The sequence below is a fragment of the Lentzea sp. NPDC004782 genome, assembly GCF_040609115.1.
Lineage (GTDB): Bacteria > Actinomycetota > Actinomycetes > Mycobacteriales > Pseudonocardiaceae > Lentzea.
This window is the reverse complement of sequence record NZ_JBEXJN010000020.1, coordinates 114,624-138,873: the sequence shown is the minus strand read 5'-3', so window position 1 is coordinate 138,873 and position 24,250 is coordinate 114,624. Positions and strand designations below refer to the sequence as shown.

General features: G+C 71.0%; 25 protein-coding genes. 10 read left to right on the top strand and 15 right to left on the bottom strand.

Annotated elements, in window-relative coordinates; translation table 11 throughout:
• Positions 1-23 precede the first annotated feature (23 nt).
• Both ABZV40_RS20100 and ABZV40_RS20095 read right to left on the bottom strand, forming a co-directional pair.
• A complete protein-coding gene (locus ABZV40_RS20100) occupies positions 24-443 on the bottom strand; it encodes a hypothetical protein (protein WP_355443305.1) in 420 nt (139 codons plus the stop codon).
• Positions 444-498: 55 nt separating this feature from the next.
• Positions 499-885 carry a RidA family protein gene (locus ABZV40_RS20095; RefSeq protein ID WP_355443301.1) on the bottom strand — a complete coding sequence of 129 codons (387 nt, stop codon included), beginning with the start codon at positions 883-885 and terminating at the stop codon, positions 499-501.
• A gap of 89 nt (positions 886-974) precedes the next feature.
• On the opposite strand from ABZV40_RS20095, the gene ABZV40_RS20090 reads away from it, so the two are divergent.
• Positions 975-1,346 carry a helix-turn-helix domain-containing protein gene (locus tag ABZV40_RS20090; RefSeq protein WP_355443298.1) on the top strand — a complete coding sequence of 124 codons (372 nt, stop codon included), beginning with the start codon at positions 975-977 and terminating at the stop codon, positions 1,344-1,346.
• A 32-nt stretch (positions 1,347-1,378) separates the two neighbouring features.
• Here the strand turns inward: ABZV40_RS20090 and ABZV40_RS20085 are convergent, their stop codons facing one another.
• From ABZV40_RS20085 to pcaD, 9 genes are all read right to left on the bottom strand, one after another.
• Positions 1,379-1,714 (bottom strand): VOC family protein, encoded by a 336-nt coding sequence (locus tag ABZV40_RS20085; protein ID WP_355443295.1) that lies wholly within the window; start codon positions 1,712-1,714, stop codon positions 1,379-1,381.
• Between the two features lie 66 nt (positions 1,715-1,780).
• On the bottom strand, positions 1,781-2,971 hold the full coding sequence (locus ABZV40_RS20080; RefSeq protein WP_355443292.1) for a sigma-70 family RNA polymerase sigma factor: 1,191 nt from the start codon (positions 2,969-2,971) through the stop codon (positions 1,781-1,783).
• Complete coding sequence (locus ABZV40_RS20075) at positions 2,968-3,339, bottom strand: YciI family protein (RefSeq protein ID WP_355443291.1); 372 nt, start codon at positions 3,337-3,339, stop codon at positions 2,968-2,970. The genes ABZV40_RS20080 and ABZV40_RS20075 overlap by 4 nt, the downstream gene beginning before the upstream one ends.
• A gap of 303 nt (positions 3,340-3,642) precedes the next feature.
• Entirely contained in the window at positions 3,643-3,996 is a 354-nt protein-coding gene (locus tag ABZV40_RS20070) for a hypothetical protein (protein ID WP_355443288.1), read from the bottom strand.
• Positions 3,997-4,090: 94 nt separating this feature from the next.
• Positions 4,091-4,504, bottom strand: coding sequence for a hypothetical protein (locus ABZV40_RS20065; RefSeq protein WP_355443285.1), 414 nt, complete (start codon positions 4,502-4,504; stop codon positions 4,091-4,093).
• A gap of 28 nt (positions 4,505-4,532) precedes the next feature.
• Positions 4,533-5,159, bottom strand: a complete 627-nt coding sequence (locus ABZV40_RS20060; protein ID WP_355443282.1) for a CoA transferase subunit B — start codon at positions 5,157-5,159, stop codon at positions 4,533-4,535.
• Positions 5,146-5,904, bottom strand: coding sequence for a CoA transferase subunit A (locus tag ABZV40_RS20055; protein WP_355443279.1), 759 nt, complete (start codon positions 5,902-5,904; stop codon positions 5,146-5,148). The genes ABZV40_RS20060 and ABZV40_RS20055 overlap by 14 nt, the downstream gene beginning before the upstream one ends.
• Positions 5,901-7,025: an acetyl-CoA C-acetyltransferase gene (locus ABZV40_RS20050; protein WP_355443276.1), complete on the bottom strand. Its 1,125-nt coding sequence runs from the start codon at positions 7,023-7,025 to the stop codon at positions 5,901-5,903. Before ABZV40_RS20050 ends, ABZV40_RS20055 begins: the two co-directional genes overlap by 4 nt.
• On the bottom strand, positions 7,018-7,800 hold the full coding sequence (gene pcaD, locus ABZV40_RS20045; protein ID WP_355443273.1) for a 3-oxoadipate enol-lactonase: 783 nt from the start codon (positions 7,798-7,800) through the stop codon (positions 7,018-7,020). Before pcaD ends, ABZV40_RS20050 begins: the two co-directional genes overlap by 8 nt.
• An 89-nt stretch (positions 7,801-7,889) precedes the next feature.
• On the opposite strand from pcaD, the gene ABZV40_RS20040 reads away from it, so the two are divergent.
• Complete coding sequence (locus tag ABZV40_RS20040) at positions 7,890-8,666, top strand: IclR family transcriptional regulator C-terminal domain-containing protein (protein WP_355443270.1); 777 nt, start codon at positions 7,890-7,892, stop codon at positions 8,664-8,666.
• Between the two features lie 65 nt (positions 8,667-8,731).
• Here ABZV40_RS20040 and ABZV40_RS20035 read toward each other — a convergent pair whose 3' ends face one another.
• Positions 8,732-9,238, bottom strand: a complete 507-nt coding sequence (locus ABZV40_RS20035; protein WP_355443267.1) for a DinB family protein — start codon at positions 9,236-9,238, stop codon at positions 8,732-8,734.
• A 61-nt stretch (positions 9,239-9,299) separates the two neighbouring features.
• Between ABZV40_RS20035 and ABZV40_RS20030 the strand changes: the two genes are divergently transcribed.
• Both ABZV40_RS20030 and ABZV40_RS20025 read left to right on the top strand, forming a co-directional pair.
• Positions 9,300-10,166 carry an RNA polymerase sigma-70 factor gene (locus ABZV40_RS20030; protein ID WP_355443264.1) on the top strand — a complete coding sequence of 289 codons (867 nt, stop codon included), beginning with the start codon at positions 9,300-9,302 and terminating at the stop codon, positions 10,164-10,166.
• Positions 10,167-10,246: 80 nt separating this feature from the next.
• Positions 10,247-10,993, top strand: a complete 747-nt coding sequence (locus ABZV40_RS20025) for an SDR family oxidoreductase (RefSeq protein WP_355443261.1) — start codon at positions 10,247-10,249, stop codon at positions 10,991-10,993.
• Between the two features lie 145 nt (positions 10,994-11,138).
• On the opposite strand, the gene ABZV40_RS20020 is transcribed toward ABZV40_RS20025, so the two are convergent.
• Together ABZV40_RS20020 and ABZV40_RS20015 are read right to left on the bottom strand one after the other, a co-directional pair.
• Positions 11,139-15,188: a hypothetical protein gene (locus ABZV40_RS20020; RefSeq protein ID WP_355443259.1), complete on the bottom strand. Its 4,050-nt coding sequence runs from the start codon at positions 15,186-15,188 to the stop codon at positions 11,139-11,141.
• A 24-nt stretch (positions 15,189-15,212) separates the two neighbouring features.
• Positions 15,213-17,867 carry an AAA family ATPase gene (locus ABZV40_RS20015; RefSeq protein WP_355443256.1) on the bottom strand — a complete coding sequence of 885 codons (2,655 nt, stop codon included), beginning with the start codon at positions 17,865-17,867 and terminating at the stop codon, positions 15,213-15,215.
• Between the two features lie 101 nt (positions 17,868-17,968).
• Here ABZV40_RS20015 and ABZV40_RS20010 point away from each other — a divergent pair, with 101 nt between their 5' ends.
• From ABZV40_RS20010 to ABZV40_RS19985, 6 genes are all read left to right on the top strand, one after another.
• Positions 17,969-18,415 carry a VOC family protein gene (locus tag ABZV40_RS20010; protein ID WP_355443254.1) on the top strand — a complete coding sequence of 149 codons (447 nt, stop codon included), beginning with the start codon at positions 17,969-17,971 and terminating at the stop codon, positions 18,413-18,415.
• 96 nt (positions 18,416-18,511) lie between these two features.
• Complete coding sequence (locus tag ABZV40_RS20005) at positions 18,512-19,108, top strand: VOC family protein (RefSeq protein ID WP_355443251.1); 597 nt, start codon at positions 18,512-18,514, stop codon at positions 19,106-19,108.
• 197 nt (positions 19,109-19,305) lie between these two features.
• On the top strand, positions 19,306-19,497 hold the full coding sequence (locus tag ABZV40_RS20000; protein WP_355443248.1) for a hypothetical protein: 192 nt from the start codon (positions 19,306-19,308) through the stop codon (positions 19,495-19,497).
• Positions 19,498-19,563: 66 nt separating this feature from the next.
• Positions 19,564-20,532 (top strand): NAD(P)-dependent alcohol dehydrogenase, encoded by a 969-nt coding sequence (locus ABZV40_RS19995; protein ID WP_355443245.1) that lies wholly within the window; start codon positions 19,564-19,566, stop codon positions 20,530-20,532.
• 48 nt (positions 20,533-20,580) lie between these two features.
• Entirely contained in the window at positions 20,581-22,047 is a 1,467-nt protein-coding gene (locus tag ABZV40_RS19990; RefSeq protein WP_355443243.1) for a carboxylesterase family protein, read from the top strand.
• A 54-nt stretch (positions 22,048-22,101) separates the two neighbouring features.
• Entirely contained in the window at positions 22,102-22,518 is a 417-nt protein-coding gene (locus ABZV40_RS19985) for a tetratricopeptide repeat protein (RefSeq protein WP_355443240.1), read from the top strand.
• Between the two features lie 117 nt (positions 22,519-22,635).
• On the opposite strand, the gene ABZV40_RS19980 is transcribed toward ABZV40_RS19985, so the two are convergent.
• Positions 22,636-24,249 (bottom strand): SDR family oxidoreductase, encoded by a 1,614-nt coding sequence (locus ABZV40_RS19980; RefSeq protein ID WP_355443237.1) that lies wholly within the window; start codon positions 24,247-24,249, stop codon positions 22,636-22,638.
• Position 24,250 lies beyond the last annotated feature (1 nt).

Here is a 24,250-nt window from a genome sequence, read left to right as displayed (position 1 = left end):
CCCAGCGCGGGCCACCGGGACGCTCAGCAGCGCTCGCTGGTGTCGGCGAACAGGAAGTAGCTGCTGCCGTCGACCTCACCGTGTGCCCGCGTGCACTCGTCCACCGTGTCCGCCGGGCCGGACCACAGCTCCCGCTGTCCCTGCGCGCCCGCCTTGTAGCCATGCGCGTTGTTGTCGCGAGTGGTGGTGACGTGCGTACGGACGATGAAGTCCCTGCCGTGGTTCGCGATCCACGAGTCCCACACGTAGACGTAGGAGAAGTTCTTGCCACAGCCCTTGAACTGCTTCACCGACGCCACGGTCTCGTCGCGGTTCTTCGCGTAGGCGGTCGACCCGATCTGCGTGACGCTGCCGCAGTACTGGTTGGACTCGGCGTGGGCGGTCCCGCTGAGCAGCGTCGCGGCCGCCGCGGCGACCGCTCCCGCGGCCAGGATCTTGCGCATGGTGCTCCTCTCGTTCGCCGAGGAGCATCCGTCGTGCCGGTTAGCCGCCGGTAAATCAGATCACCGCGGTCGCCTCGATCTCGACCAGGTGCTCGGGGACGTCCAGGGTGGCCACCCCGATGAGCGTGGCGGGCGGCTTCGCGGTCTCGCCGAGCCCCGCCATGGCGTTCTCGATGCCCTTGAGCAGCTCGGGCATTTTGTCCGGCGTCCAGTCCACGACGTACACGGTGACCTTGACGAGGTCCTTCAGCGACGCACCGGCGCCCTTGAGCGCGGTGTGCACGTTCACGTAGGCCTGCTCGGTCTGCCGGGCGAGGTCCGGTTCCGCGTCCCAGGCGACCTGACCGGCCACGTAGATCGTCTTCGTGCCGGTCGCGACGGCCACCTGGTGGTACACGTCGATCGCGGGCAGGCCGTCCGGGTTGATGAGCGTGACGGTCATGACTTCCTCTCTTGTGGTTACTCGGTAACCGTAGGAGAGTGTGCGGGGACCTGGAAGAACGCACTTTTTCGTGAGTGAGGAACCACAAGGTGAGCAAGCAGCTCAGCGGCGATCTGGCGCGCGCGGACTCGCTCGCGCGCGAGATCTTCTCCGACATCGCCAACAAGTGGGCGCTGCTGATCATCGAGACGATCGGTGACTCGACCAAGCGCTTCACCGAGCTCAAGGTCGAGGTCGACGGCATCAGCCACAAGATGCTGACCCAGAACCTGCGGCTGCTGGAGCGCAACGGGCTGGTGACGCGTGTCGTGCACCCGACCGTGCCGCCGCGGGTCGACTACACGCTCACCGAACCGGGACAGGCGTTGCGGGCGACCGTGGACGCGATGTGCGCCTGGACGACCCGCTACCTGAGCGAGATCGAGCAGGCGCGCAGCCGCTTCGGTCACGGCACCGGATGACCGGTGACCGGTGCCGTCTGGGACTCAGGCGGTCAGCCGCGCGGCTCGTAGAGGCTGAACGGCGTGCCCTGGTCGTCCCAGCAGTGCGCGATGCGGCCGACGTCCGGCACGGTCTGCACGTCGTCGCCCTTGCCGCCGAGCTCGGCGACCTTGCGCAGCGACGCGTCGATGTCGCTGGTGTGGAAGTAGATGCGCGGCTGGGTGAGCCGGCCGTCCTTGGCGGCGATCGCGCCCGCCGCGCCGTTGGTGATCACGTGGTAGTCCTCGCCCATCGGGCTCGTCTCCCAGCCGAACACGCCGGCGAAGAACGCCCGTGCCCGCGCGGTGTCCTCGGCGGGCAGCTCGAACCAGTTGACCTGTCCGGACATCTCGATCGCTCCTTCGAGTTCGTGGTGCTGTGAGCTGAAGACGAGCGAGCGGTCCGGAACTCGACATCAGCCGCCGAGAACTTTCAGCCGCCCGGCGAGGAACCGGCGGTCGGCGGGACTTGTGGCCAGCTCGTGGGCGATCCGGTACGCGGCAACGGCCTCGTCGCGCCGGTCCAGGCGGCGCAGCAGGTCGGCGCGGGCCGAGTGCAGCAGGTGGTAGTCGTCCAGGCCGGTGATGCGGTCGATCAGGTCGAGCCCGGCCTGCGGTCCGTCGGCCATCGCGACGGCCACGGCGTGGTTGAGCTCGACCACCGGCGTCGGCGCCACGGCGAGGAGCTCGGCGTAGAGGGCGGCGACGCGCCGCCAGTCGACCGGGTCCTGCACGTGCAGGGCGGCGATCACGGCGTGCAGCACGTACGGGCCGGGCGTGCCGAACCGCAGTGCGCGGTCGAGCAGCGTCATGCCCTCGGCGATCTCCTCGGTGTTCCAGAGCGTGCGGTCCTGGTCTTCGAGCAGCACGAGGTCGCCTTCGGAGGAGATCCGGGCGGCGCTGCGGGAGTCGTGCAGCAGCATCAACGCCACCAGCCCGTGCGCCTCCGGTTCGTCGGGCATCAGCGCCGCGACGAGCCTGCCCAGCCGCAGGGCCTCCTGGCGCAGGCCGGCGTCCGCGGTCGTGTAGCCCCTGGTGAAGATCAGGTAGATCACCGCGAGCACGCCCTGCAGCCGTTCGGGCAGCAGGTGGTCGGCGGGCACCTCGAACGTGATGCCGGCATCGCGGATCTTGCGCTTGGCCCGGACCAGGCGCTGGGCCAGCGCGGGCTCCGCGACCAGGAACGTCCGCGCGATCTGCGCCGCCGTGAAGCCCGCCACGGCCTGCAGGGTCAGCGCCACCCGCGCCTCGGTGTTCAGCGCGGGGTGGCAGCAGGTGAAGATCAGGCTCAGCCGTTCGTCGCCGAGGTCGGCGAGCTGCTTGTCGGTCATCGTGACCGGCTCCGGCGGCGCGGGCAGCTTCGTGCGGGCCATCTGGGCGTGCCGGAGCCGGTCCCGCGCGTGGTTGCGGGCGACCGTGAGCAGCCACGCGAACGGGTCGTCGGGCACCCGGTCGCGCGGCCACTTCCGCAACGCCCGCGAGCACGCCTCCTGCAGCGCGTCCTCGGCCAGCTCGAAGTCGCCGAGCGCCCGCACGAGCGCCGCGAGCATCCTGGTCCGGTGCTCGCGGTACACCCGTTCGACCGCGGCCGACGCGAGGTCGCTCACTCCACCCCGTGGTTCAGGCCGGGGATGTGGTCGACCGGGCGCACCTCGATCGTCGAGCCGAACTGGGCCTGCGGCATGAGTTCGGCCAGCTCCAGCGCCTCGTCGAGGTCGCGGCAGTCGAGCAGGTAGTACCCGCCGAGGTGCTCGTGGGTCTCGGCGAACGGCCCGTCGGTCAGCATCGCCTTGCCTTGTTCGATGCGCACGGTCGTCGCCGTGCCGACCGGCTTGAGCGGGTCGCCGGCCACGAAGGCATTCCTGCGGCGGCACTCGTCCGCGAACGCGTTGACCCGCGTGAGGATCTCGTCGAACTGCGGGTCGCCGGGCTTCGGCCGGTTCTCGCAGTTGTAGATCAGGAACATGTAGTGCATGCGTGTCCTCCAGTCGTCGTTCCGAGGACGAACGGGCCGTCCGGAACTCGACATTCGAGCACGCACCGATTCCCGCGGCACTCCGAGTGCCGCCAGACTGGGGCGATGCGCATCGCCAGGCTCGACCATCTGGTCCTGACCGTCGCCGACCTGCGGAGGACGATCAACTTCGTCGAGATCGGCAACTACCGGCGGCGACACGCTGCTGGTCGATGAAGGGCGCCTTCCTCCACCTGAGGTCGATGAAGGCGCCCTTCATCCACGACGCAAGCGTTCCTACCGGCCACGAACTTCCGGCAACTGCTAGTTGACCCACCACCGCATGGAGGAGCCGTCCCTGGCGCCCTGGGGGATGTCGAAGTAGTCGGTCTGGCTCAGCGACAGGCCGCGCACCCTGACCTCCAGCCTCTGCCCGGTCTTCCACCACCAGTCCGCGAAGAGCCGGCAGGATCGCCACTGGATGGAGTAGGTCGGCGAGGAGACCCGGACGCCGTTCTGGTTGAGCCCGGTGAGCTCGAACTGACGGGATCCCGAGTTCTCGTTGTTGCAGACCTCCATCTGCACGGAGGGCGAGGACGCGTGGGCCACGCCGGGGAGGAACAGGCTCGCTGCGGTGACGACCGCAGCCGTCAGCGCCCTGGGTCGCAGGAGAGACATCGACCATCACCTTTCGACGGGTTTGCTGTCGAAAGGTAAGTCCGCAGTGGACCGGTTTGAGCGGTTTTCCGACCGATGCGGAACAAGTTCGGCATCAGCAGCGTTCGTCGGTCTGTCCCCAGTAGACGTTTCCGTCGCCCCACACCTCGCCGTACGCCCTGGTGCACTTGGTGAGCGTGTCGGTGCCCTTGGACCAGACGTCCTGCTTGTTGGTGCCGTTGACGTTGCTGCTGTAGTCGCGGTCGCCGTTCACGACCATCGCGGCGCTGGAGTAGAAGCTGCCCGGCTGGGACGCGTACGAGTCCCACACGTAGGTGTAGGCCCAGTTCTTGCCGCAGCCCTTGAACTGCTTCACCGAGGCGATCGTGGTGGAGCCCTTCTTGATGTAGCCGGTGGAGCCGATCTGCACGGTCGACGAGCAGCCGGGCGCCTGCTCGGCCTGGGCCGTGCTCGTGAAGCCGAACACCGACAGCGCCACCGCGGGCAGGATCAACATTGCTTTGCGCATGCGCCCCACGGTGACGCAGGCCGGTTAGTCAGCGGTTAATCGCCGTGCCGGTGCTCTCCCGGACCTTCTCGAAGTCCACGCCCGGCGCGAGTTCCACGAGCCGCAGGCCCTCGGGCGTCACGTCGAACACGCCCAGGTCGGTGATCACGCGGTCAACGCACGCCTTGCCGGTCAACGGGAGCGTGCACTCGTCGACGAGCTTCGGGGCGCCGTCCTTGGCGGTGTGGGTCATCACGACGATCACGCGGCGGGCGCCGTGCACGAGGTCCATGGCGCCGCCGATGCCGGTGACGAGCTTGCCCGGCACCGCCCAGTTCGCGAGGTCGCCGCGAGCCGACACCTGCATCGCGCCGAGCACCGCGACGTCGACGTGGCCGCCGCGGATCATGCCGAACGACAGCGCCGAGTCGAAGAACGACGCGCCCGGCAGAACCGTGACGGTCTCCTTGCCCGCGTTGATCAGGTCGGGGTCGACGTCGTCGTCAGCGGGGTACGGGCCGACGCCGAGGATGCCGTTCTCCGACTCCAGCACCACCTCGACACCGGGCGGGAGGTGGTTCGGGATCAGCGTCGGCACGCCGATGCCGAGGTTGACGTACTCGCCGTCGCGCAGCTCCTGGGCCGCGCGGGCGGCCATCTCGTCACGACTCCACATGGCGCACCGTCCTGAACTCCACGCTCTTGTCGGAAACCTGCTCCGGCGTCAGCGGCACGACCCGTTGCACGAAGATGCCGGGCAGGTGCACCTCGTCGGGGTCGATGGCGCCGACGAGCTCCTCGGCCTCGGCGATCGCGACCCGGCCGGCCATCGCGGCGAGCGGGTTGAAGTTGCGGGCCGACTTCGCGAACACCAGGTTGCCGAACCGGTCCGCCTTCGCCGCCCGCACCAGCGCGAAGTCGGTGCGGATGCTGTGCTCCAGCACGTACTCGCGGCCGTCGAACTCGCGCACCTCCTTGGGCGGTGAGGCGATCGCCACCGTGCCGTCGGGGTGGTAGCGCCACGGCAGACCGCCGTCCGCGACCAGCGTGCCGACACCCGCGGGCGTGTAGAAGGCGGGGATGCCGGTGCCGCCCGCGCGCAGCCGTTCCGCGAGGGTGCCCTGGGGGATCAGCTCGACCTCGATCTCGCCCGCGAGGTACTGGCGGGCGAACTCCTTGTTCTGACCGATGTACGAGCCGGTGACGCGGGCGATCCGGCCGGCGGACAGCAGCACGGCGAGGCCCTGCTCCATCGCGCCGCAGTTGTTCGAGACGATGCCGAGCGAGCCGACACCCTTGTCGTACAGGGCGTTGATGAGCACCTTCGGCACGCCGCACAGCCCGAACCCTCCGACGGCGATGGTGGCGCCGTCGTCCACATCGGACACGGCTTCCGCCGCTGAGGTCACGACTTTGTTCATGACACCCTCTCGAAGACCGCCGCGAGACCCTGCCCGCCGCCGATGCACATCGTTTCCAACGCGTACCGCCCGTCCCGCCGCTCCAGCTCGCGCAGCATCGTCGCGAGAATCCGCGCCCCGGTGGCCCCGACGGGATGCCCGAGCGCGATGCCGGACCCGTTGACGTTGAGCCGTTCGAAGTCCGACAAACCCCACTCGCGGGTCACCGCCAGCACCTGCGCGGCGAACGCCTCGTTCAGCTCGATCAGGTCCATGTCGTCGAGCTTCAGGCCGGCGATGCCCAGCGCCCGTGCGGACGACGGCACCGGCCCGATCCCCATCCGGGCGGGCTCGACACCGGCCGAGGCCCACGACACCAGGCGCGCCAACGGGCGCAGGCCCAGCTCGGCGGCCTTCGCGGGGTGCGTGACGACGCAGATCGCCGCGCCGTCGTTCTGCCCGCTCGCGTTGCCCGCCGTGACCGTGGCGCCTTCGACGTCCATGACGGTCTTCAACGACGCCAGCTTCTCCAGCGTCGAACCCGGCCGCGGGTGCTCGTCCGCCACGAAGTCGCCGACCGGGACCAGCTCGTCCGCGAACCGGCAGGAAGCCTGGGCGGCGACCGCGCGTTCGTGGCTGCGCAACGCCAGCTCGTCCTGCTCGGACCGCGCGATCCCGTACTCGCGGCGGAGGTTCTCCGCGGTCTCCAGCATTCCGCCCGGCACCGGGAAGTTGACGCCACCGGCCGTCACCCGCCCGCGCGCCAACGCGTCCGTGCCGGCGTTCGACATGCTCTCCACACCGCCCGCGAGCACGAGGTCCTGCGCGCCGGTCTGCACGGCCGTCGCCGCGTTGATCACGGCCTGCAGACCCGAGCCGCACCGGCGGTCCAGCTGCACGCCGGGCACGCCGACGCCCAGGCCCGCGTCGAGAGCCACGACCCGGCCGATCGCCGGCGCGTCCATGGTGGGGTAGCAGTGGCCGAGGACCAGATCGTCCACATCGGACGGATCGATTCCGGTGCGCCGCATCAGCTCCTGCACGACGACAACGCCCAGCTCCTGCGCCGTGCGTTCCTTGAGCGCACCGTTGTAGCGGCCGACCGGCGTGCGGATGGGCTCGCAGATGACGGCGTCACGCATGGACTCTCCTCGTCAGGTGGTCGGCGACCAGGGCGTTCACGACCGAAGGTCGTTCGGCGGTGAGCAGGTGCGCGGCGTCCGGCACGACCTCGAACCGCGCGCCGGGGATGCCGTCCGCGATGACCCGCACCGTGTCCGGCGGGGTCGCCGGGTCGTCGGCGCCCGCGAGCACCAGCGTCGGCACGGTGATCCGGCCCAGCGAGGCACGCGTGTCGAACGTGCCGATCGCCTCGCAGCAGCCCGCGTACCCCTCCGCCGAGGTGGCGCGCAGCATGCCGAGCAACCGGTCGGCCTCGTCCGGGCGGGCCGCGGCGAACTCCCGCGTGTACCAGGTGCCGAGCCGCGACGGCACCATCGACTCGGTGCCCGCCTCGCGGACCGCCGCCGCCCGTGCCGGCCACTGCGGTGGGTCGGCGAACTGGGCGGCCGACGCGCAGATCGTCAACGTCAGCAGGCGTTCGGCGTGGTGCAGACCGAGCCACTGGCCGATCGCGCCACCAATGGAAACCCCCAGGTAGTGGCACCGGTCGACGCCGAGGTGGTCGAGCAGCTCGACGACGTCGCCGGCCAGTTCGGCGATCGAGTACGGGCCGGGCGGCACCGGGGAACGGCCGTGGCCGCGCAGGTCGAACCGGATGATCCGCCAGCGGTCCGCGAGCCCGGCGACCTGGGCGTCGAAGAGGCCCAGCGAGGTGCCGATCGACGGTCCGAGCACGAGGACCTCGGCGTCCTCGGGGCCGTCGATGACGTGGTGCGGGATCACTGCTGCTCCCATCTTGTACGCTGTGCGTACAGCACGTACGCTTTGCGGTTACATGGAGAGTGCACCGTGCTTCGTTGAACTGTCAACCGGGAGGACGGGTGATGACGGACGAACGCGACTTCATCCAGAGCATCGAGCGCGGGTTCGCCGTGCTGCTCGCGTTCGACGAGGACCGGGTCACCCCGAACCTGGCGGAACTGGCCGCCGCCACGGGCCTGTCGCGTCCTGCCGTCCGGCGGATTCTCCTGACGCTGCAACGACTCGGCTACGTTCGCGCGTCCGGCAGCCGGTGGTCGCTGACGCCGCGGGTGCTGAGCATCGGGCAGCACTACTCGGCGTCCAACGCGATGATCGAGATCGCGCAGCCGCACCTGCTGGACCTCTCGACGCGCACCGGCGAGTCGGCGTCGCTCGCGGCGCTGGACGGACGCGACGCGGTCTACATCGCGCGCGTGCCGGTGCGCAGGATCATGAGCATCAACGTGTCGATCGGCACCCGGATCCCGGCGTTCGCGTCGTCGATGGGGCGGGTCCTGCTGGCCTGGGCACCGGACGTGGTCGTGGACGAGATCATCGCGGGCGGCCTGCCCGCGCTCACGAAGCACACGGTCACCGCCGCCGGTGCGTTCCGCGAGGTTCTGCGGCAGGTTCGCGCGGACGGGTGGTCGATCGTCGCGGAGGAGCTGGAGATCGGCCTGCTCTCGGTGTCCGCACCCGTCCGCGACCGATCCGGCGAGGTGGTGGCCGCTCTCGCGTCCTCCACCTCCGTGGGGCGGTCGTCCGTCGAGGCGATCCGGCGGGATGTGGTGCCGTTGCTCGTCGAGGTCGCGGAACGGATCAGCGCCGACCTGGGCCACAAGAGTCGGCTACGTGGATGAAGGGCGCCTTCATCCACCTGGAGTGGAGGAAGGGACCCTTCATCGATCAGCTGAGGCGGACGGCGTTACGCTCCCGTGACGCCGTCGATGCCCTCGCGCAGGAAGTCCGCGTGGCCGTTGTGCCGTGCGTACTCGTGGCACATGTGGTGCATGACCAGCCGCAACGACACGTGCTCCTCCCACCGCGGCTGGTAGCCCGTCACGTCGAGCGACTCGGCCTCGCGCTCGATCTTGCGCGCGTGCTCGACCTCGTTCTGCCAGGCCGCGAACGCCTCGCTGCGCGTCGAGGCCGAAGCGTCGTAGGCCACCTGGTAGTCGTTCTCGTCCGACCACACCAGCGGGATGTCCTCGCCGTTGATGACCTTGCGGAACCAGGTGCGCTCGACCTCCGCCATGTGCCGGACCAGGCCGAGCAGCGTCAGCGTGGACGGGGGCATCGAGCGGCGGCGCAGGTCCTCGTCGGACAGGCCGTCGCACTTCATCGCGAGGGTGGCGCGGTGGTAGTCGAGGAACGCGCGCAGCGTCTCGCGTTCGTCGCCCTGCAGTGGCGGGCTGGGTCGTTCGGTGGTCACGGGCCTAGTCTCGCATCCAGGTGATCAGCGCTACGGGTGGCGGTGAGGAGAGGGGTTGCCGATGTCCCCGCAGCTCGACCAGGCCGAGTCGGCGTTCGCGGCGGCCAGGCCGAGGCTGTTCGGCATCGCGTACCGCATGACCGGCAGCGTGGCCGACGCCGAGGACCTGGTGCAGGAGGTCTGGTTGCGCTGGCAGCTCGCCGACCGCGCGTCCGTGCTCAGCCCCGAGGCGTACCTGGCGACGGCGATCACCCGGCTCGCGATCAACGAGTCGCAGACCGCGCGGGCCCGCCGTGAGACGTACGTGGGGCCGTGGCTGCCCGAGCCGGTGGACACGGCCGCCGACCCGCAGCTGGGCGCCGAGCGGGGTGCGGTGCTGGAGCTCGCGGTGCTGATGCTGCTGGAGAAGCTCACGCCGACCGAACGGGCCGCGTACGTGTTGCGCGAGGCGTTCGACTACCCGTACCGGGAGATCGCCGAGATCGTGCGGACCACCGAGGTCGCGGCACGGCAGCTGGTCAGCCGGGCGCGCAAGCACCTCGCCGACGAGCGCAGGGCGCCGGTCGGACGCGCTGAGCAGCGCAGGCTCCTGGAGGCGTTCGTGGCGGCCGCACAGGCCGGTGACCTGGCCGGGCTGGAGAAGCTGTTCGCGCAGGACGTGGTCAGCTACTCCGACAACAACGGTGCCGTCCGGGCCGCCGGCCGGCCGTTGTTCGGCGCGGCCACGCTGGCGAAGATCTTCGCGGCGTGGGCGCCGGGATTCTGGGCCGGTGCGCAGGTCGACCACGTGGAGGCGAACGGCGAGAGCGCCGTCCGGTTGCGCACGGACGGCAACACCTGCGCGGTGATCACCGTGACGGTCTCCGAGGAGGGCATCGACCAGGTGTTGTGGCTGGTCAACCCCGAGAAGCTCGCCGCGTTCCGGTGAGCCTGTCACAACCGCGCGGGCTGTCCTGTCCTAGCTGGTGAACGCCCGCGCGGTGCGGGCTCACGAGAGGGACTGCAACCATGAGGATCGTTGTCATCGGTGGCACCGGGTTGATCGGCAGCCAGGTCGTGCGGCGGCTCGGTGAGCACGGCCACGACGCCGTGCCCGCGTCCCCGAACAGCGGCGTCAACACGGTGACCGGCGAGGGCGTGAAAGAGGTGCTGCAGGACGCCGACGTGCTGGTCGACGTGTCGAACTCGCCGTCGTTCGCCGACGACGACGTGATGAACTTCTTCACCACCGCCACCACGAACCTGACCGAGGCCGCCAAGGAGGCGGGCGTCGGCCACTACGTCGCGTTGTCGATCGTCGGCACCGACGAGCTGCCCGACTCCGGCTACCTGCGGGCGAAGGTGGCGCAGGAGAAGCTGATCACCTCCTCCGGACTGCCGTACTCGATCATCCGCGCCACGCAGTTCTTCGAGTTCGCGGGCGCGATTGCGGACTCGGCGACCGCCGACGGCGTCGTGCACCTGCCGCACGGCGGTGTGCAGCCGATCGCGGCCTCCGACGTGGCGGCGGTCGTCGCCAGGACCGCGGCGAGCAGCCCGGTCAACGGCGTACAGGAGATCGGCGGGCCGCAGGAGCTCACGCTCGACGGCTGGGTGCGCACGGTGCTGGCCCAGCGCAACGACCCGCGCGAGGTCGTCGGTGATCCGCAGGCCCGTTACTTCGGCACGTTCCTGACGGGCAAGCAGCTCGTGCCGAACGAGGGCGCGCAGCTGCAGCCGACCCGCCTGGAGGACTGGCTGACCGCGGGCAACTGAAGGTCCGCGGTGGACGGGCTCGTGGGCAAGAGCCGGTTCGAGCTGGTGCGGGACCTGGCGGTGCGGGAGCCGGTACGCGCTGCCCCGACGTCGATGAAGGGCTCCTTCCTGCACCTCAGGTGGATGAATGAGCCCTTCATCGAGCTCAGTCCTGCACGGCCTCGAACTCCTGGAAGACCGACTCGAAGGCCGCCTTGTCGTCCCCGATCACGTGCTCCACCACGGCGTGCCACCGGGCGAGCCGGATCGCGTTCGCCACGGCCCGCCGCCGAAGCTCGCCGTCGCCGTCCGCGATCGCGAGCCAGACGGCGGCCTGTCCGGCAGGGGTGCCGGCGTGTTCGAGCATCCGCTTGGCGAAGGCCCGGTCACCGGCTCGCGCGGCCTGCCGTGCCACCGCCGCGAAGGCCTGCACCCCGTCGGACAGCTCGCTGAACGCCTCCGCCGCCCGCACGGCCAGTTCGAGGTCGCCGTCGGCCAGCACACCATCCATTATGGACCGAAGTGCGGCCGTGCGGGCCGCCGGCGGCAGCGATCGGGCGAACTCCAGCGCCCGGTCGTGGTCGCCGCGGGTCGTGGCGGCCAGTGCGGCCCGCAACCGCGCCTCGGCCGGGCCGCTGTCCCGGAACAGCTCCTCCGCTTCCTCGTACCTGCCGTGGCGCACGTAGATCTCGGCCAGCACGACGTCGATGTGGTCCGCGTTGCTGCTGTCGTGGTCGCCGCGGAACGCGATGCGGTGCACCAGGTCGAAGTCGCCGGACTCGGCCGCGGCGGTCAACGCCACGGTCAGCACCTGCCTCGACGGTTCACCTGGTTCGAGGTGCCGGCAGGCCGACACGACCCAGTCGAAGTCCCCGATCTCGATCGCCACGTGGACGACCGGCTCGAGCAGGTAGGAGGGCAGCTCCCGTGCGGGATCGTCGACCTTGTCCAGAAGCCGTTTCACCGCCGCGGTGTCACCGGCCCGATGCGCGGCAACGCACCGAGCGGCCCAGGCCAGTTTGCGGCGAAGACCTGCGTCGGCTTTTTCGTCGTCATGGCGGTCGATCCTGTCCAGCCACGCCTTCTCGGACGACGCGCTGACCGTCTCGCCGTAGATGCGCCGATACTCCAGCACGGCTCGCGAATTCCTGACCTGACGGTTGATCCAGGACTTCAGCGAACCATCCGGCAGGTGCGGCAGCATCCTGTCGAGGGCGCCCGCGCGGTTCAGACTGTTCATCAGGGAGTCCGCCGACGCCCAGTCACGCCAGTGGTCCACGTGGTCGAGCAACATCGCCACCGCACGATCGGGATCACCGGCGTCAGTGGCGGCCACCGCGATCGCCACGCGGAGCCGCTTCTCCTCCCGGTCGTCAGTGACCAACCCCGCCACGCGTTCCGCTCTGGCGATGTCGTGCCGTTCCAGCAGCACCTCTGCCAGCCGCACCAGGCCTGTGGACCGTTCCGGATCCGGCAGCCCGGCCGCGAAGGTCTCGGCGGCGGACACGCCGTGACGTGTGGCGATCTCGTCCACGGTCAACCGGAGCATGGCGTTGGTGATGGCCAACGGCTGCATCGACATCGTCAGCTGTCGTGCGCGCGGAAGGTCGCCCACTCGCGCTGCCACCCTGCGGAGCGCCATGAGTTCCGAGTAGCGGCCGGCGGGCTGAACGATCTTCCGCATCACGGCTTCGCTGTGCGCCAGGTAGGTCGTGGCCCGTTCGGCATCACCCGCGTTCGCCGCGACCCTGGCGAGGCCCACCCACCTGGTGACCTGGTCCGTCGACGACGGTTCCTCCGCGATGGCGGTCTCGGCCTCGTCGAGGTGGTCCGGTGACGCCCTGGCCAGCACCAGCCACGCCTGCGCGGACCCGGACGGTTCGGTGATGGCACGGGTCAGGCGGACAGCGCGATCCAGGTCGCCCTTCTTCGCCGCGGCACGGACGATCGCCATCTGCGCGGCGATGTCGTCGTGGTCGTTTCCGGACTCCGCTGCGATCTCCTCGGCGAGGTCGAACTGGCCGACTTCCGCCGCGGTCCTCACCAGCGAGCCCCACGTCGTTGATCGGATCCCCATCACCGGACGCGCGCAGTCCCGCGCCCTGAGCAGGTAACCGGCAGCCTGCTCAGCCCCGGCGGCCCTGGCGATCGCCAGCCACACCCGCACTTGCAGGACTGGATTGCTGAGCTTCTCGGCGATCCGGGTCGCCTCGCCGAGATCGCCCGCGGCGGCAGCGGTCTGTGCCGTGGACAGCGCCACCTCCGACCGGACCACCGAGTTGCCGAGCTTCTTGTTCAGCCGCCTGGCCCGATCCGCTTCTCCCAGGGCCGCGGCCGCACGGGCGACGACGGCGTGTGCCGACTCCCGCTCGCCCTTCTCCTGGATCTGACCCGCAGTGGTTTCGGCCTGCTCGAGCAGCTCACCACGGAGGTCCTCGGTCAAGCCCGCCAGCGTGGCCAGCGCTTTGACCCGCGCGACCGGCTGGGCGACGGTCTCGGCGAACTGGCGCGCGAGTCCGATGTCCCCGCTGTCGAACGCCGACCGCATCAAAGCGGTCAGCGCGTTGGCGTTCGGAACGTGCTCGCGCACCGCCGAAGCGGCGATGCCGAGCAGAGCAGTCGCGCGGTCCGTCAGGCCGCACTGGGCGGCGCACTGGATGAGCCGGACGAAGGCCGGGCTGCGTTCGTCGGGGTCGAGGAACGTCATCGCCTCGGCTTCGGCCTGGTCGAACAGCTTCCGCGACCGGTCGGCGTCCCCGTTCCGGTACGTCGTGCGCACGATCTGCAGGAAGGCCTCGACGCGGCGGCCGTGGTTCTTGATCGACGCGGCCATGGTCTCCGCGCGGTTCACCCTGCCCACCGACGCCCACAGCGCGGGCAGGTCCACCGGCACGTCCCCGCCTCGGTCGAGCAACCGGTCTCGGTGCATCGCGAGCCTGATCATCGCGTCGAGGTCGGGGCTCTGCTCGCGCGCGGCCTCGTCGAGCGCGGTCGCGATCTCGGCGAGCGCCGTCGCGTCGGACCCGGACAGCGCGAGCATCCGGTCGTGCCGCACGGCGTCGGTCGCGCACTCGACCATGAGCCCGACGTCGCCGGTGGCGGTGAGCATGCCGAAGTAGCCGCGCAGGAGGTACTCCGGAACGGTGCCCTGCCAGCCGTCGCGGCGATGCCGGCGAGCCCACGCGTGCAGGCGTCGCCGATACGCGGCGAGCCGTTCGGGACCCAGCATGTCCTGAGCGGTGACCTGCAGTTCCTCGTGGCCGAGGAGGTAGACGTCCGGGGAGGCGCCGGGCAGGTAGTGGCTGTCGCGACGGGCGAAGCTGCGGCCGGTCACCGTGCGCATGTACTCGTCGACCTGCCACCGCGTCTCGCGGGTCAGCTCGGACAGGTCGTCCGCCGTGAGACCACCACCGGCGGCCGTGGTGAGGCCGAGCAGGTCCTGTTCGATCTCGCTGCCGAGGAGCAACCGCTTGAGCTCGCGCTCCATCGACTCGCGGATCTTGTCGGCGTGCGGCGACTCCTTCAGCTGGCGCACGATCGCCGGATCCCGCAACGGGTGGTGCTCGGGCACGTCGGACGGGATCGGCGGGTTCGGGCGGCCCGCGACCACGACCAGCATGCCCGCGGGTGGCTCGGCGGGCAGCAGGGCCGCGATGCTGTAGGAGTCCGACTCGGCGTGGACCCCGCGGTCCTCGTCGAGACCGTCGACCAGCAGCACGAACTGCTCACCGCGGTCCCGGCACGCCTCGGCCGCGTCGGTGAGCAGGCCCAGCAGGTGCGCCTCGCGGGTCGCGTCGGTGAGGAACGGCGGCAGGGTCTCGCCGAGCAGGGTGAGCAGCTGCTCCATCAGGTTGTCGATGAACGCCGCGCGGTCGTTCTGGCCGGCCAGCCGGGCCGTGACGAAGAACGACACGATCCGCACGCCGGGAGGCGGGTTGAGCACGAAGGTCGACATCAGCGCGGACTTGCCGGACCACGCCTTCGCCCGCCACCACGCGTAGGTGCCCGACGCCGAGGTGCAGAACTCGGCCAGCTCGGCGAGTTCGTCCTCGCGGTCGATCAGCTCGGGCGGCGCGATCCGCTTGACCTGCAACCGGTAGCGCGTCCGGACGGGTGCGCCGGTCAGCAGGTTCACGTCGCCGTGGACGGTGCCGATCTGCGTGACGGGGCCGCTCACCGCGCTGTGCACGGCGTTCGACACCTGGCTCTCGGTCACGTTCATGATTGTCGTGCGGACCGTCTAGAACGTTGCGTCCCGGAGCTGTCTGCGCGATGTCACGCCGAGCTTGCCGAACACCTTGCGCAGGTGCCATTCCACGGTGCGCGGACTGATGAACAGCCGCGTGCCGATCTCCGGGTTCGAGTAGCCCTCGCGGACCAGCCGGGCGATCTGGTACTCCTGCGCGGTCAGCTCGTCGGTGGGCTCGGCGGTGCGCTTGCGGACGGTCTCGCCGGTGGCCTGCAGCTCACGCCACGCCCGTTCGGCGAACGCGGACATGCCACACGACGTGAGCATCTCGTGGGCCGTGCGGAGCTGGTCGCGAGCGTCGACGCGTTGGCCTTCGCGGCGCAGCCACTCGCCGTACAGCAGATGTGCGCGCGCCAGTTCCGTGCGCAGGCCGGTGCGGGCGAAGTGGCCGATCGACTCGGCGAAGGCGGCGGTGTCGCCGTTCAACGCGCGCAGGCGGGCCTTGACGCCCAACGACCACGCGGTGTCGACCCAATCCGACGAACGTTCCAGCGCCTCGGCGACCAGCGCGAGGTCACCGGTGCGGGACGCGGCCTCGGCCAGTTCGGACGTGATCAGGCCGCTGTAGACCAGGGTGTCGGTGCCGAACACGCGCAACGCGGCGGCGCGGGCCAGGTCGTGGCGGCCCTGTCCGTTGTGGAGGATCGCGAGCACCCAGTCGGCGATGGTGGCGAGGCGGCCCTGGCCCTCCGCGCGGGCAGCCGCACCGGCGGCGGTCGCCAGGTCCTCACCGCGGAACGCGGCCTGCAGCAGCACCGCGTAGGCGACCGGAGGCGTGCCGGTGACCTCGGAGATCCGCCGGTCCTCCTCGACCAGTGCCTGCGCGGCGGCCGGTTCACCCGCCAGGAGTTCGTTGTCCGCCAGGAAGTTCAGCGCGAACTGCAGCTGGACCAGGGCTCCCGCCTCACGGGCCAGGCGGACCTGCTGCCGGGCGAACGCGCGGCGCGTCTCGAAGTCCCACAGTTCGCTCGCGAGGATACCGCCCGCGCGGTTGCCGAAGAGCCACGGCAGGCGGCTGATGTCCTCGGCGCCGACCTTCAGCGTGCGCACCTCGTCGAGAGCGCGGGTCATGTGCGGCACGGACGTCGCGCAGCCCTCGGTGATGCGCGTGGTCAAGGCTTCGAGAACCAGATCCAGCGCACACGGCGGAGTGCGCGGGGGAGGCGCATCCCGTGCGGCGTCGGCGAGCGGGGAACCGGCCCAGATCGCCGCGGACAGCGCTTCCAGGTGGGTCTCGCGGGCGAGGTCGGGGTCGAACGGGGTGAGCCGGCGGGCCGCGCTGAACAGCAGGGGCGCGGCCTGCGCGACCCGGCGCCGGTCGAACGCGATGTGGCCGCGCAGGTGCTCGGCCTCGGCGCTGCGGCGGTCGTCGGGCGGGCCTGCCTCGACGGCGCTGAGCAGCCGCAACGCCGCGTCCAGTGCGCCGGCGTCGCGCTTGGCGCGTGCCGCGGCCAGCTCACGGGTGGCCCGGCGGCCGGGTTCCGGGGTGAGCACCGCGGCCTGTTCGAGGAACGCGGCCGCGGCCAGCAGACCGCCGCGCGACTGGGCGCGCGACGCGGTGTTCTCCAGGTCGGCGGCGACCTCCTCGTCCGGTGCGGCGGTGCCCTGCGCGCGATGCCACGCCCGCCGGTCCGGGTCGATCTCGGGGTCGGTCACGTCGGCAAGTGCCCGGTGCACGCGCTGCCTGTCGGCCGCGGACGCCGACCGGTACACCGCCGACCGCACCAGCGGGTGCCGGAACCGCACGCGAGCCCCGAGCTCGATCAGCCCGGTGCCCAGCGCCGCCGCGGCCGGGTCGGCGCCCAGCCCGAGCAGTCCGGCCGCGCGCCACAGCAGGGTCGCGTCACCGAGCGGCTCGGCGGCGGCGGTCAGCAGGAGCAGCCGCGTGTCATCGGGCAGCGGTTCGACCTGGCGGACGAAGCTCCGCTCGATCCTGCTGGCCAGCGGCCCGGCGTCGAGACCGTCGGCCAGTTCGCGGGGCAGCTCCAGCAACGCCAGCGGGTTGCCGCGGGCCTCGGCGATGATCCGGTCGCGCACCCTGCCGTCCACCGGCCCCTTGATCACCGAGTCGAGCAACGCGCGGGCGTCGGCGTCGTCCAGGCCGCGCACGAACAGCTCCGGCAGCCCGTCGAGGTGGTCGTTGCCCTCGCGCAGCACGAAGACCAGCGCGATCCGTTCGGCCAGCAGCCTGCGGGCGACGAACCCGAGCACCGCGGACGACATCGAGTCGAGCCACTGCGCGTCGTCGACCAGGCACGCCAGCGGCTGTTCGTCGGCGACCTCGGCGAGCAGCGTCAGCACCGCCAGCCCCACCATGAACCGCGTCGGCCGGGGACCGGAGGCAAGGCCGAACGCGGTGCCGAGCGCTTCGCGTTGCGGTGCGGGCAACCGGTCCAGCCGGTCGAGGAACGGCACGCACAGCTGGTGCAGGCCCGCGTACGGGAACGCGCTCTCCGCCTCCACGCCCGCGGCCCGCGTCACGCGGAACCCCGAGGCGCGCGCCGACACGCGGTCGAGCAGCGCCGTCTTGCCGATCCCGGCCTCGCCGCGCAGCACCAGCACCTGGCCGTTGCCTGACCTGGCCCGCGTCAACAGGCGGTCCAGCGTCTCGCCCTCAGCGCGTCTGCCCAGGAGATCGTCCGACACGGGCCCGAGCCTACGCACCAGGGACCGACCAGGGAGTTCCACGGGTTCGAAGGGGTCCCTGGCGGGAGCAACCTCGTGTCATCGACGACGAAGGAGAGGAAATGGACTACAGGTTCGAGGTTGCGGTCATCCCGGTCAGCGACGTCGACCGGGCGATCCACTTCTACCGGACGCTCGGCTGGCGCTTCGACGCCGAGTTCGCCGACGACGAGGGCTACCGCCTGGTGCAGCTCACCCCGCCCGGCTCACCCGCGTCGATCATCTTCGGCAGCGGTGTGACGAACGCGGAGCCGGGCAGCGCCGAGGGCCTGCACCTGATCGTGGACGACATCGTCGCCGCCCGCGAGGACCTGCTGGACCGCGGCGTCGAGGTCAGCGAGATCTTCCACGACAAGACCGGCGTCTTCCACCACGCGGGCACCGACGGCCGAGTGCCCGGACCCGCCCCCGACCGCGCGAGCTACGGCTCGTTCGCCTCGTTCAGCGACCCGGACGGCAACGGCTGGGTGCTGCAGGAGGTCACGACCCGCCTGCCGGGACGGGTGTGAAGAACCCCTACGACGCCATCGTCATCGGCGGCGGGTCGTCTTCACGAACCCGCAAGTGGCCGCAGTCGACGTGATCCAGCCAAAGGAAGTAGCGAAGTGAAGAACTTGACCGAGATCGACATGAAGCTCGAAGTCACCGTCATCCCCGTCACGGACGTCGAGCGCGCCAAGGAGTTCTACCTCCGGCTGGGCTGGAGGCTCGACGTCACCCCGCCGTGGGTCGTGCAGTTCACGCCGCACGGTTCGGGCGCCTCCATCCACTTCGGTGAGGGCGTCACGACCGCGGTACCCGGTTCCGGACGGCACTTCCTGATCGTCTCGGACCTCGTCGAGACGCACGAGGCGCTGCTCGCCGCCGGGATCGAGGTCGGCCCGATCCACCACGGCGGCCCGGACGGTCCCGTCGAGGGCGTGGACCCGCAGCGCCGCAGCTACTTCTCGCGCGCCGAGTTCGCCGACCCGGACGGCAACCTCTGGATCCTGCAGGAGGTCACGACCCGACTGCCCGGCCGCGTCGACGCCGACGACACGTCCTACACGTCGATCGCCGACCTGGCCGCGGCGTTGCGCCGCGCCGCGAAGGCGCACGGTGAGCACGAGACGCGCAACGGCGGCGAGTTCGACGAGAACTGGCCCGACTGGTACGCCGAGTACCTGGTCGAAGAGCAGACGGGCGGGGAGCTGCCGCGCTGACTTGCGCGGGTGATCCCCGAAGTGGAACAAGCGCTGCGCGGAACGCCCCCGAAACCGGCGTTCCGCGCGCTTTGTGCTGCCGCCGGCCCCGACCTGGTGTCCTGCTGCGACGAACAGCTCGCGTCCTGGCCGGACGAGCCGCGCGAGGCCCCGTGGTCCTGGGTCGCAGCCTTGGGCGAGCTGCTCCCGCTGCCGGGGTGGAGCTGGTCGCGTTCCTGGACCACGTGGAGATCGAGGAGGACGACGACGAGGAGGAAGAGGTCGAGGACTACCCGCCGCGGGAGACCGACTTCCGCAGCGATCAGGCCGAACGCTGGGCGAAGGACCTCGCCCGGGCCGAGGACTTCGCCCGCCGGATGATGGCAGGTGACATCGGGTGGCCGCCCTAAGGGTCGTCCCTGATGTGGGAAAGCCGTGGCGCGGCCTACCTTCTGCGGCGAGCGAGGGAGGCCGCGATGAAGGCGATCGTCCAGGACAGATACGGCTCTGCGGACGTGTTGGAGCTCCGCGAGGTCGAACGGCCCGTGCCCGGTCCCGGCGAGGTGCTGGTACGGGTGCGGGCGTCGTCGGTGAACGCCGCCGACTGGCACGTGATGCGGGGCGACCCGTACTTCGCGCGCCTGTTCCTCGGCCTGCGCGCCCCGAAGACGCGGATCCGCGGTCTCGACTTCGCGGGCGTGATCGAGGCCGTCGGGGCGGAGGTGAGCGGCCTGCTGCAGGTGGGCGACGAGGTGTTCGGCGAGGTCGAGGGGTCCTTCGCCGAGTACGTCCGGGTGCCCGCGCACCTCGTCGAGCACAAGCCGTCGAACCTGACGTTCGAGCAGGCCGCGACGCTGCCGTTGGCGGGCAACACGGCGTGGATGGGCCTGCGCGACCTGCAAGCAGGGCAGAAGGTGCTGATCAACGGCGCGTCCGGCGGGGTCGGGCTGCTGGCGGTGCAGATCGCCAAGGCGCGCAAGGCCGTCGTGACCGGTGTGTGCAGCACGCGCAACGTCGAGCAGGTGCGCGCCGTCGGTGCCGACCACGTCATCGACTACCGGACCGAGGACTTCACCCGTGGTGGTGAGCGCTACGACCTGATCTTCGACCTGGTGGGGAACCGGTCGATGGGCGAGTTGCGCGGTGTGCTGACGCCGGACGGGACGCTGGTGCTGTCCGGGGGAGGTACCTTCACCGGTGGGGTGCTGGTCGGCCCGTACCGGCTGATGGTCCAGGCCAAGGTGCTCGGGTCGTTCACCCGGCAGCGGCTCCTGGTGCTGGAAGCCAAGCCCAGCAAGGAGAACCTGGCCGCGCTGCGGGAGCTCGCCGAGTCGGGGCAGCTCGTGCCGGTGATCGAGCGGACGTACCCGCTGACCGACGCACCCGACGCGATCCGGCACGTGGAGGGGGAGCACGCCCGCGCGAAGGTCGTGGTGACGGCCTGACGGAAATTCCGTGGCGCCGAACGCCCTCTGGCGACGACGATCCGCCCCATGGTCGAGGTTCGCGTCAGCGGTGGCACGGTCAGAGGCACCTCCGAATCGGGCGTGGCGGTCTTCCGGGGCATCCCGTTCGCCGCGCCCCCGGTCGGCGCCCTGCGGTTCGCCGCACCGCGACCGGCTCCGGCGTGGGACGGGGTGCGGGAGGCGACCGCGTTCGGCCCACCGCCGCCGCAACCGCAGGCCTTCGGCATGAACCAGGTGGGCGCGGAGGGTGACGACTGGCTGACCGTCAACGTCTGGTCGCCCGATCTCGCCGCGGACCTGCCGGTCATGGTGTGGATCCAGGGCGGCGCCTACGTGTTCGGCACGTCCGGCCTGGCCGAGTACGACGGCCTGCGCCTCGCCCGGGACGGCGTGGTGCTGGTGACGTTCAACTACCGGGTGGGCATCGAGGGTTTCGCGCACGTCGAGGGCTCGCCGCCGAACCGCGGCCTGCTGGACCAGGTCGCCGCCCTGGAGTGGGTGCGCGACAACATCGGCGCGTTCGGCGGCGATCCCGGCCGCGTCACGATCTTCGGCCAGTCCGCGGGCGGTGGCTCGGTCGCCGCGCTGCTCGCGATGCCGCGGGCCGCCGGGCTCTTCCACCGGGCGGTCGCGAGCAGCGTGCCCGGCCCGTTCTTCACGCCGGAGCTGGCCGCGGACGTCGCGCACGCCTGCGCCGCCGAACTGGGCGTGAAACCGAGCGAACTGTCCACTGTGGAGCCAAGCCTGCTGTCCACGGCGGCTGACGAGATCATGGCCAAGATCGGGCAGTTCACCGGGCGGTGGGGACGGGCCGCGCACAAGCCGATCCCGTTCGCGCCGGTCGTCGACGGGGACGTCCTGCCGGTCACGCCGTGGGAAGCGGTCGCCGCGGGTGCGGCGCGGCACGTCGGCCTGGTCGCCGGTCACACCCGGCACGAGCAGCGCCTGCTCACCATGATCGACGGGATGCTCGGCCAGGTGACCGACCAGCAGGCGGCGACCGCGCTGGACGTCTTCGCGCCCAGCGCCGAGGACTACCGCAGGAGCTTCCCGGACGCGGGCCCGGACGAGCTGTACGACCTGGTGTGCTCGGACTGGCTGTTCCGGATGCCGTCGCTGCGGCTGGCCGAGGCGCAGGTCGCGGCAGGTGGCAGGGCGTTCGTGTACGAGCTGGCGTGGCCGGCGCCCGGGCTGGGCGGCGCGCTGGGCGCGTGCCACGGCCTGGACGTGCCGCTGGTGTTCGGCAACCTGGACCGCGGCCAGCCGGCGATGCTGCTCGGCGAGGTGACTCCCGAGGCGACGGGGCTGTCGGACCGCCTGCGCGGCGCGTGGACGGCGTTCGCGGCCACCGGCGATCCCGGCTGGCCCGCCTACTCCTCGGACCGCCTGACACGCGTCTTCGACGTCGTGGACCAGGTGGTCCCGTACCCGGAGGAGAAGTCCCGGCTGATCTGGCGGGACCACGAGTTCCGCCCGCTCGACCTGGAGGTGTGACCGAGGGGAATACCTCCCGCCGGTCGGCGTTGTACGCGCCGGAAGGGAGGTTCGATGAGCGACAACTTCAACGACTACCAGCCGAACGGGGAGGTGGCGGCGGACCGCTGGGTCACCGCGACCCGCCTGTTCGACACCGTTCGCGTGGAGACCGCCGCCGACAAGTGGGAGCGTGCGCAGCTGCTGTTCGAGGCCAAGGACTACGCCAAGGCCGCGCTGCTGCTCGCCGAGGTCGTCGAGGAAGTGCCGTTCCAGACGGACCTCTGCCTGCTGCTGGCCCGCGCGTACTACCACTCGGCGCAGCTGGGCAAGGCCGAGGCGCAGCTCCGCGCGATCGTGGACCGCGACCCGGTCGAGCACTACGCGCACCTGCTGCTCGGGCGCACGCTGGAACGGCGGGGACGGCCGGAGGAAGCCGCGCCGTGGCTGCGACTGGCCGCCGCGTTCGGCGGCGAACTAGCTGACGTCTGAGCACGTTCTGTCCGTTGCGCGCGCCCGAACCCGGCGTGCCGGGTGCTCGATGAAGGGCGCCTTGCTGCACCTCAGGTGGAGTAAGGCGCCCTTCATCGACGTCGAATGCGCGGTTGGTCAGGCGAGGTCCAGCTTGGCGAACGCTCGCAGCAGGCCCGGGGCTACCCGGCTCGCCAGCCGGGCCGCCTTCGCCTCCACCGTCACCGGGACCACCGGCCGGTTGCGGCGAACCGCGCGCACGATCTCGGCGGCCACCCTCTCGGGCCCGAAGCCGCGGCGCGCGTAGAGGCGGGACGCGCGGGCCTGCTTGCGGCTCTGCTCCTCGGCGCTGACGCCGGAGAACGTCGCGGTGGCCGTGATGTTCGTGTTGACCAGACCCGGACAGATCGCGCTGACCCCGATGGCGTGCGGCGCGAGCTCGGCCCGCAGGCAGTCCGACAGCATGAACACCGCGGCCTTGCTGGTCGCGTACGCGGAGAGGATCTTCGACGGCAGGTACGCCGCCGCCGAGGACAGGTTCACGATGTGACCGCCCTCTCCGCGTTCGACCATCAGCTCACCGAACGCGCGGCAGCCGTGCACGACACCCCACAGGTTCACGTCCAGCACCCGTTGCCACTGCTGCGTCGAGGTCGAGAGGAACGACCCGGAGTGGCCGATCCCGGCGTTGTTCACGACGACGTCGGGCACCCCGTGCTCGTCGGCGACCTGCCGCGCCCACGCCCGCACGGCTTGTTCGTCGCGGACGTCGACCTCGTAGGCGTGCCCGCCGACCAGTTCCGCGGTCTCCTTCGCGGCGGCGACGTCCACATCGGACACCACGACTCGGGCACCCGTCTCGGCGAACGCCACCGCGGTCGCCCGGCCGATGCCGCTGCCGCCACCGGTGATCACGACGAGCTCGCGCGGGGGAGCGGGGTCCGCGACGAACTCGCTGATCATGCGGGCGAGCTGCCGCGGGTGGGTCAGCGGTGCCCAGTGCCCGGCCGCGATCCCGCGCCGCCGCAACGACGGCACCCAGCGTTCGAGGTCGAGCGGTCCGGTGCGGATGTAGCGGTCGCGGGTCGGCTGGATCACCTGCACCGGCATGGGCGCGAGGCGGTGCCGCGGCGAGCGCATGACCGGGCGGATGTTGGCCCGGTACAACGAGATTCCGCGCACCGCGTCCCTGGTGATCGTCTTGGCGGGCTTCGCGTCGACGCCCTCCAGCCGCTTCAGCACGCCGCCCCAGCGCGGGCCGAGGTACAGGCGCCAGAACAGCGGCGCCACGACCGGCAGGTGGAACGCGCCGATGTACCAGGAGCGCAGGAACTGCCGGACGTGCGCGACCGACAACCGTTTGCGCGACCAGTGGCCCATGTGGTCCAGGCACGGCCCGGAGATCGAGGTGAACGTCGCGATGCGCGCGCCGGGCGTGGTGACGGCCTCCCACGACTGGATCGAGCCCCAGTCGTGGCCGACGAGGTGCACCGGTTCGTCCGGGCTGACCGCGTCGATCACCGCGAACAGGTCGTCCGCCAGGTGTTCCAGCCGGTAACCGTCCTCGGTGGAGGGTGGCGTCGACTCACCCGCGCCGCGCACGTCGTAGGTGACGACCCGGAAGTCCTTCTCGAGAATCGCCGTCACGCGGTCCCACACGACGTGCGTGTCGGGATAGCCGTGCACCAGCACCACGGTCGGTCCGGTCGTGCCGCGCACCTGCACGGCGAGGTCGACCTCTCCGGAACGCACC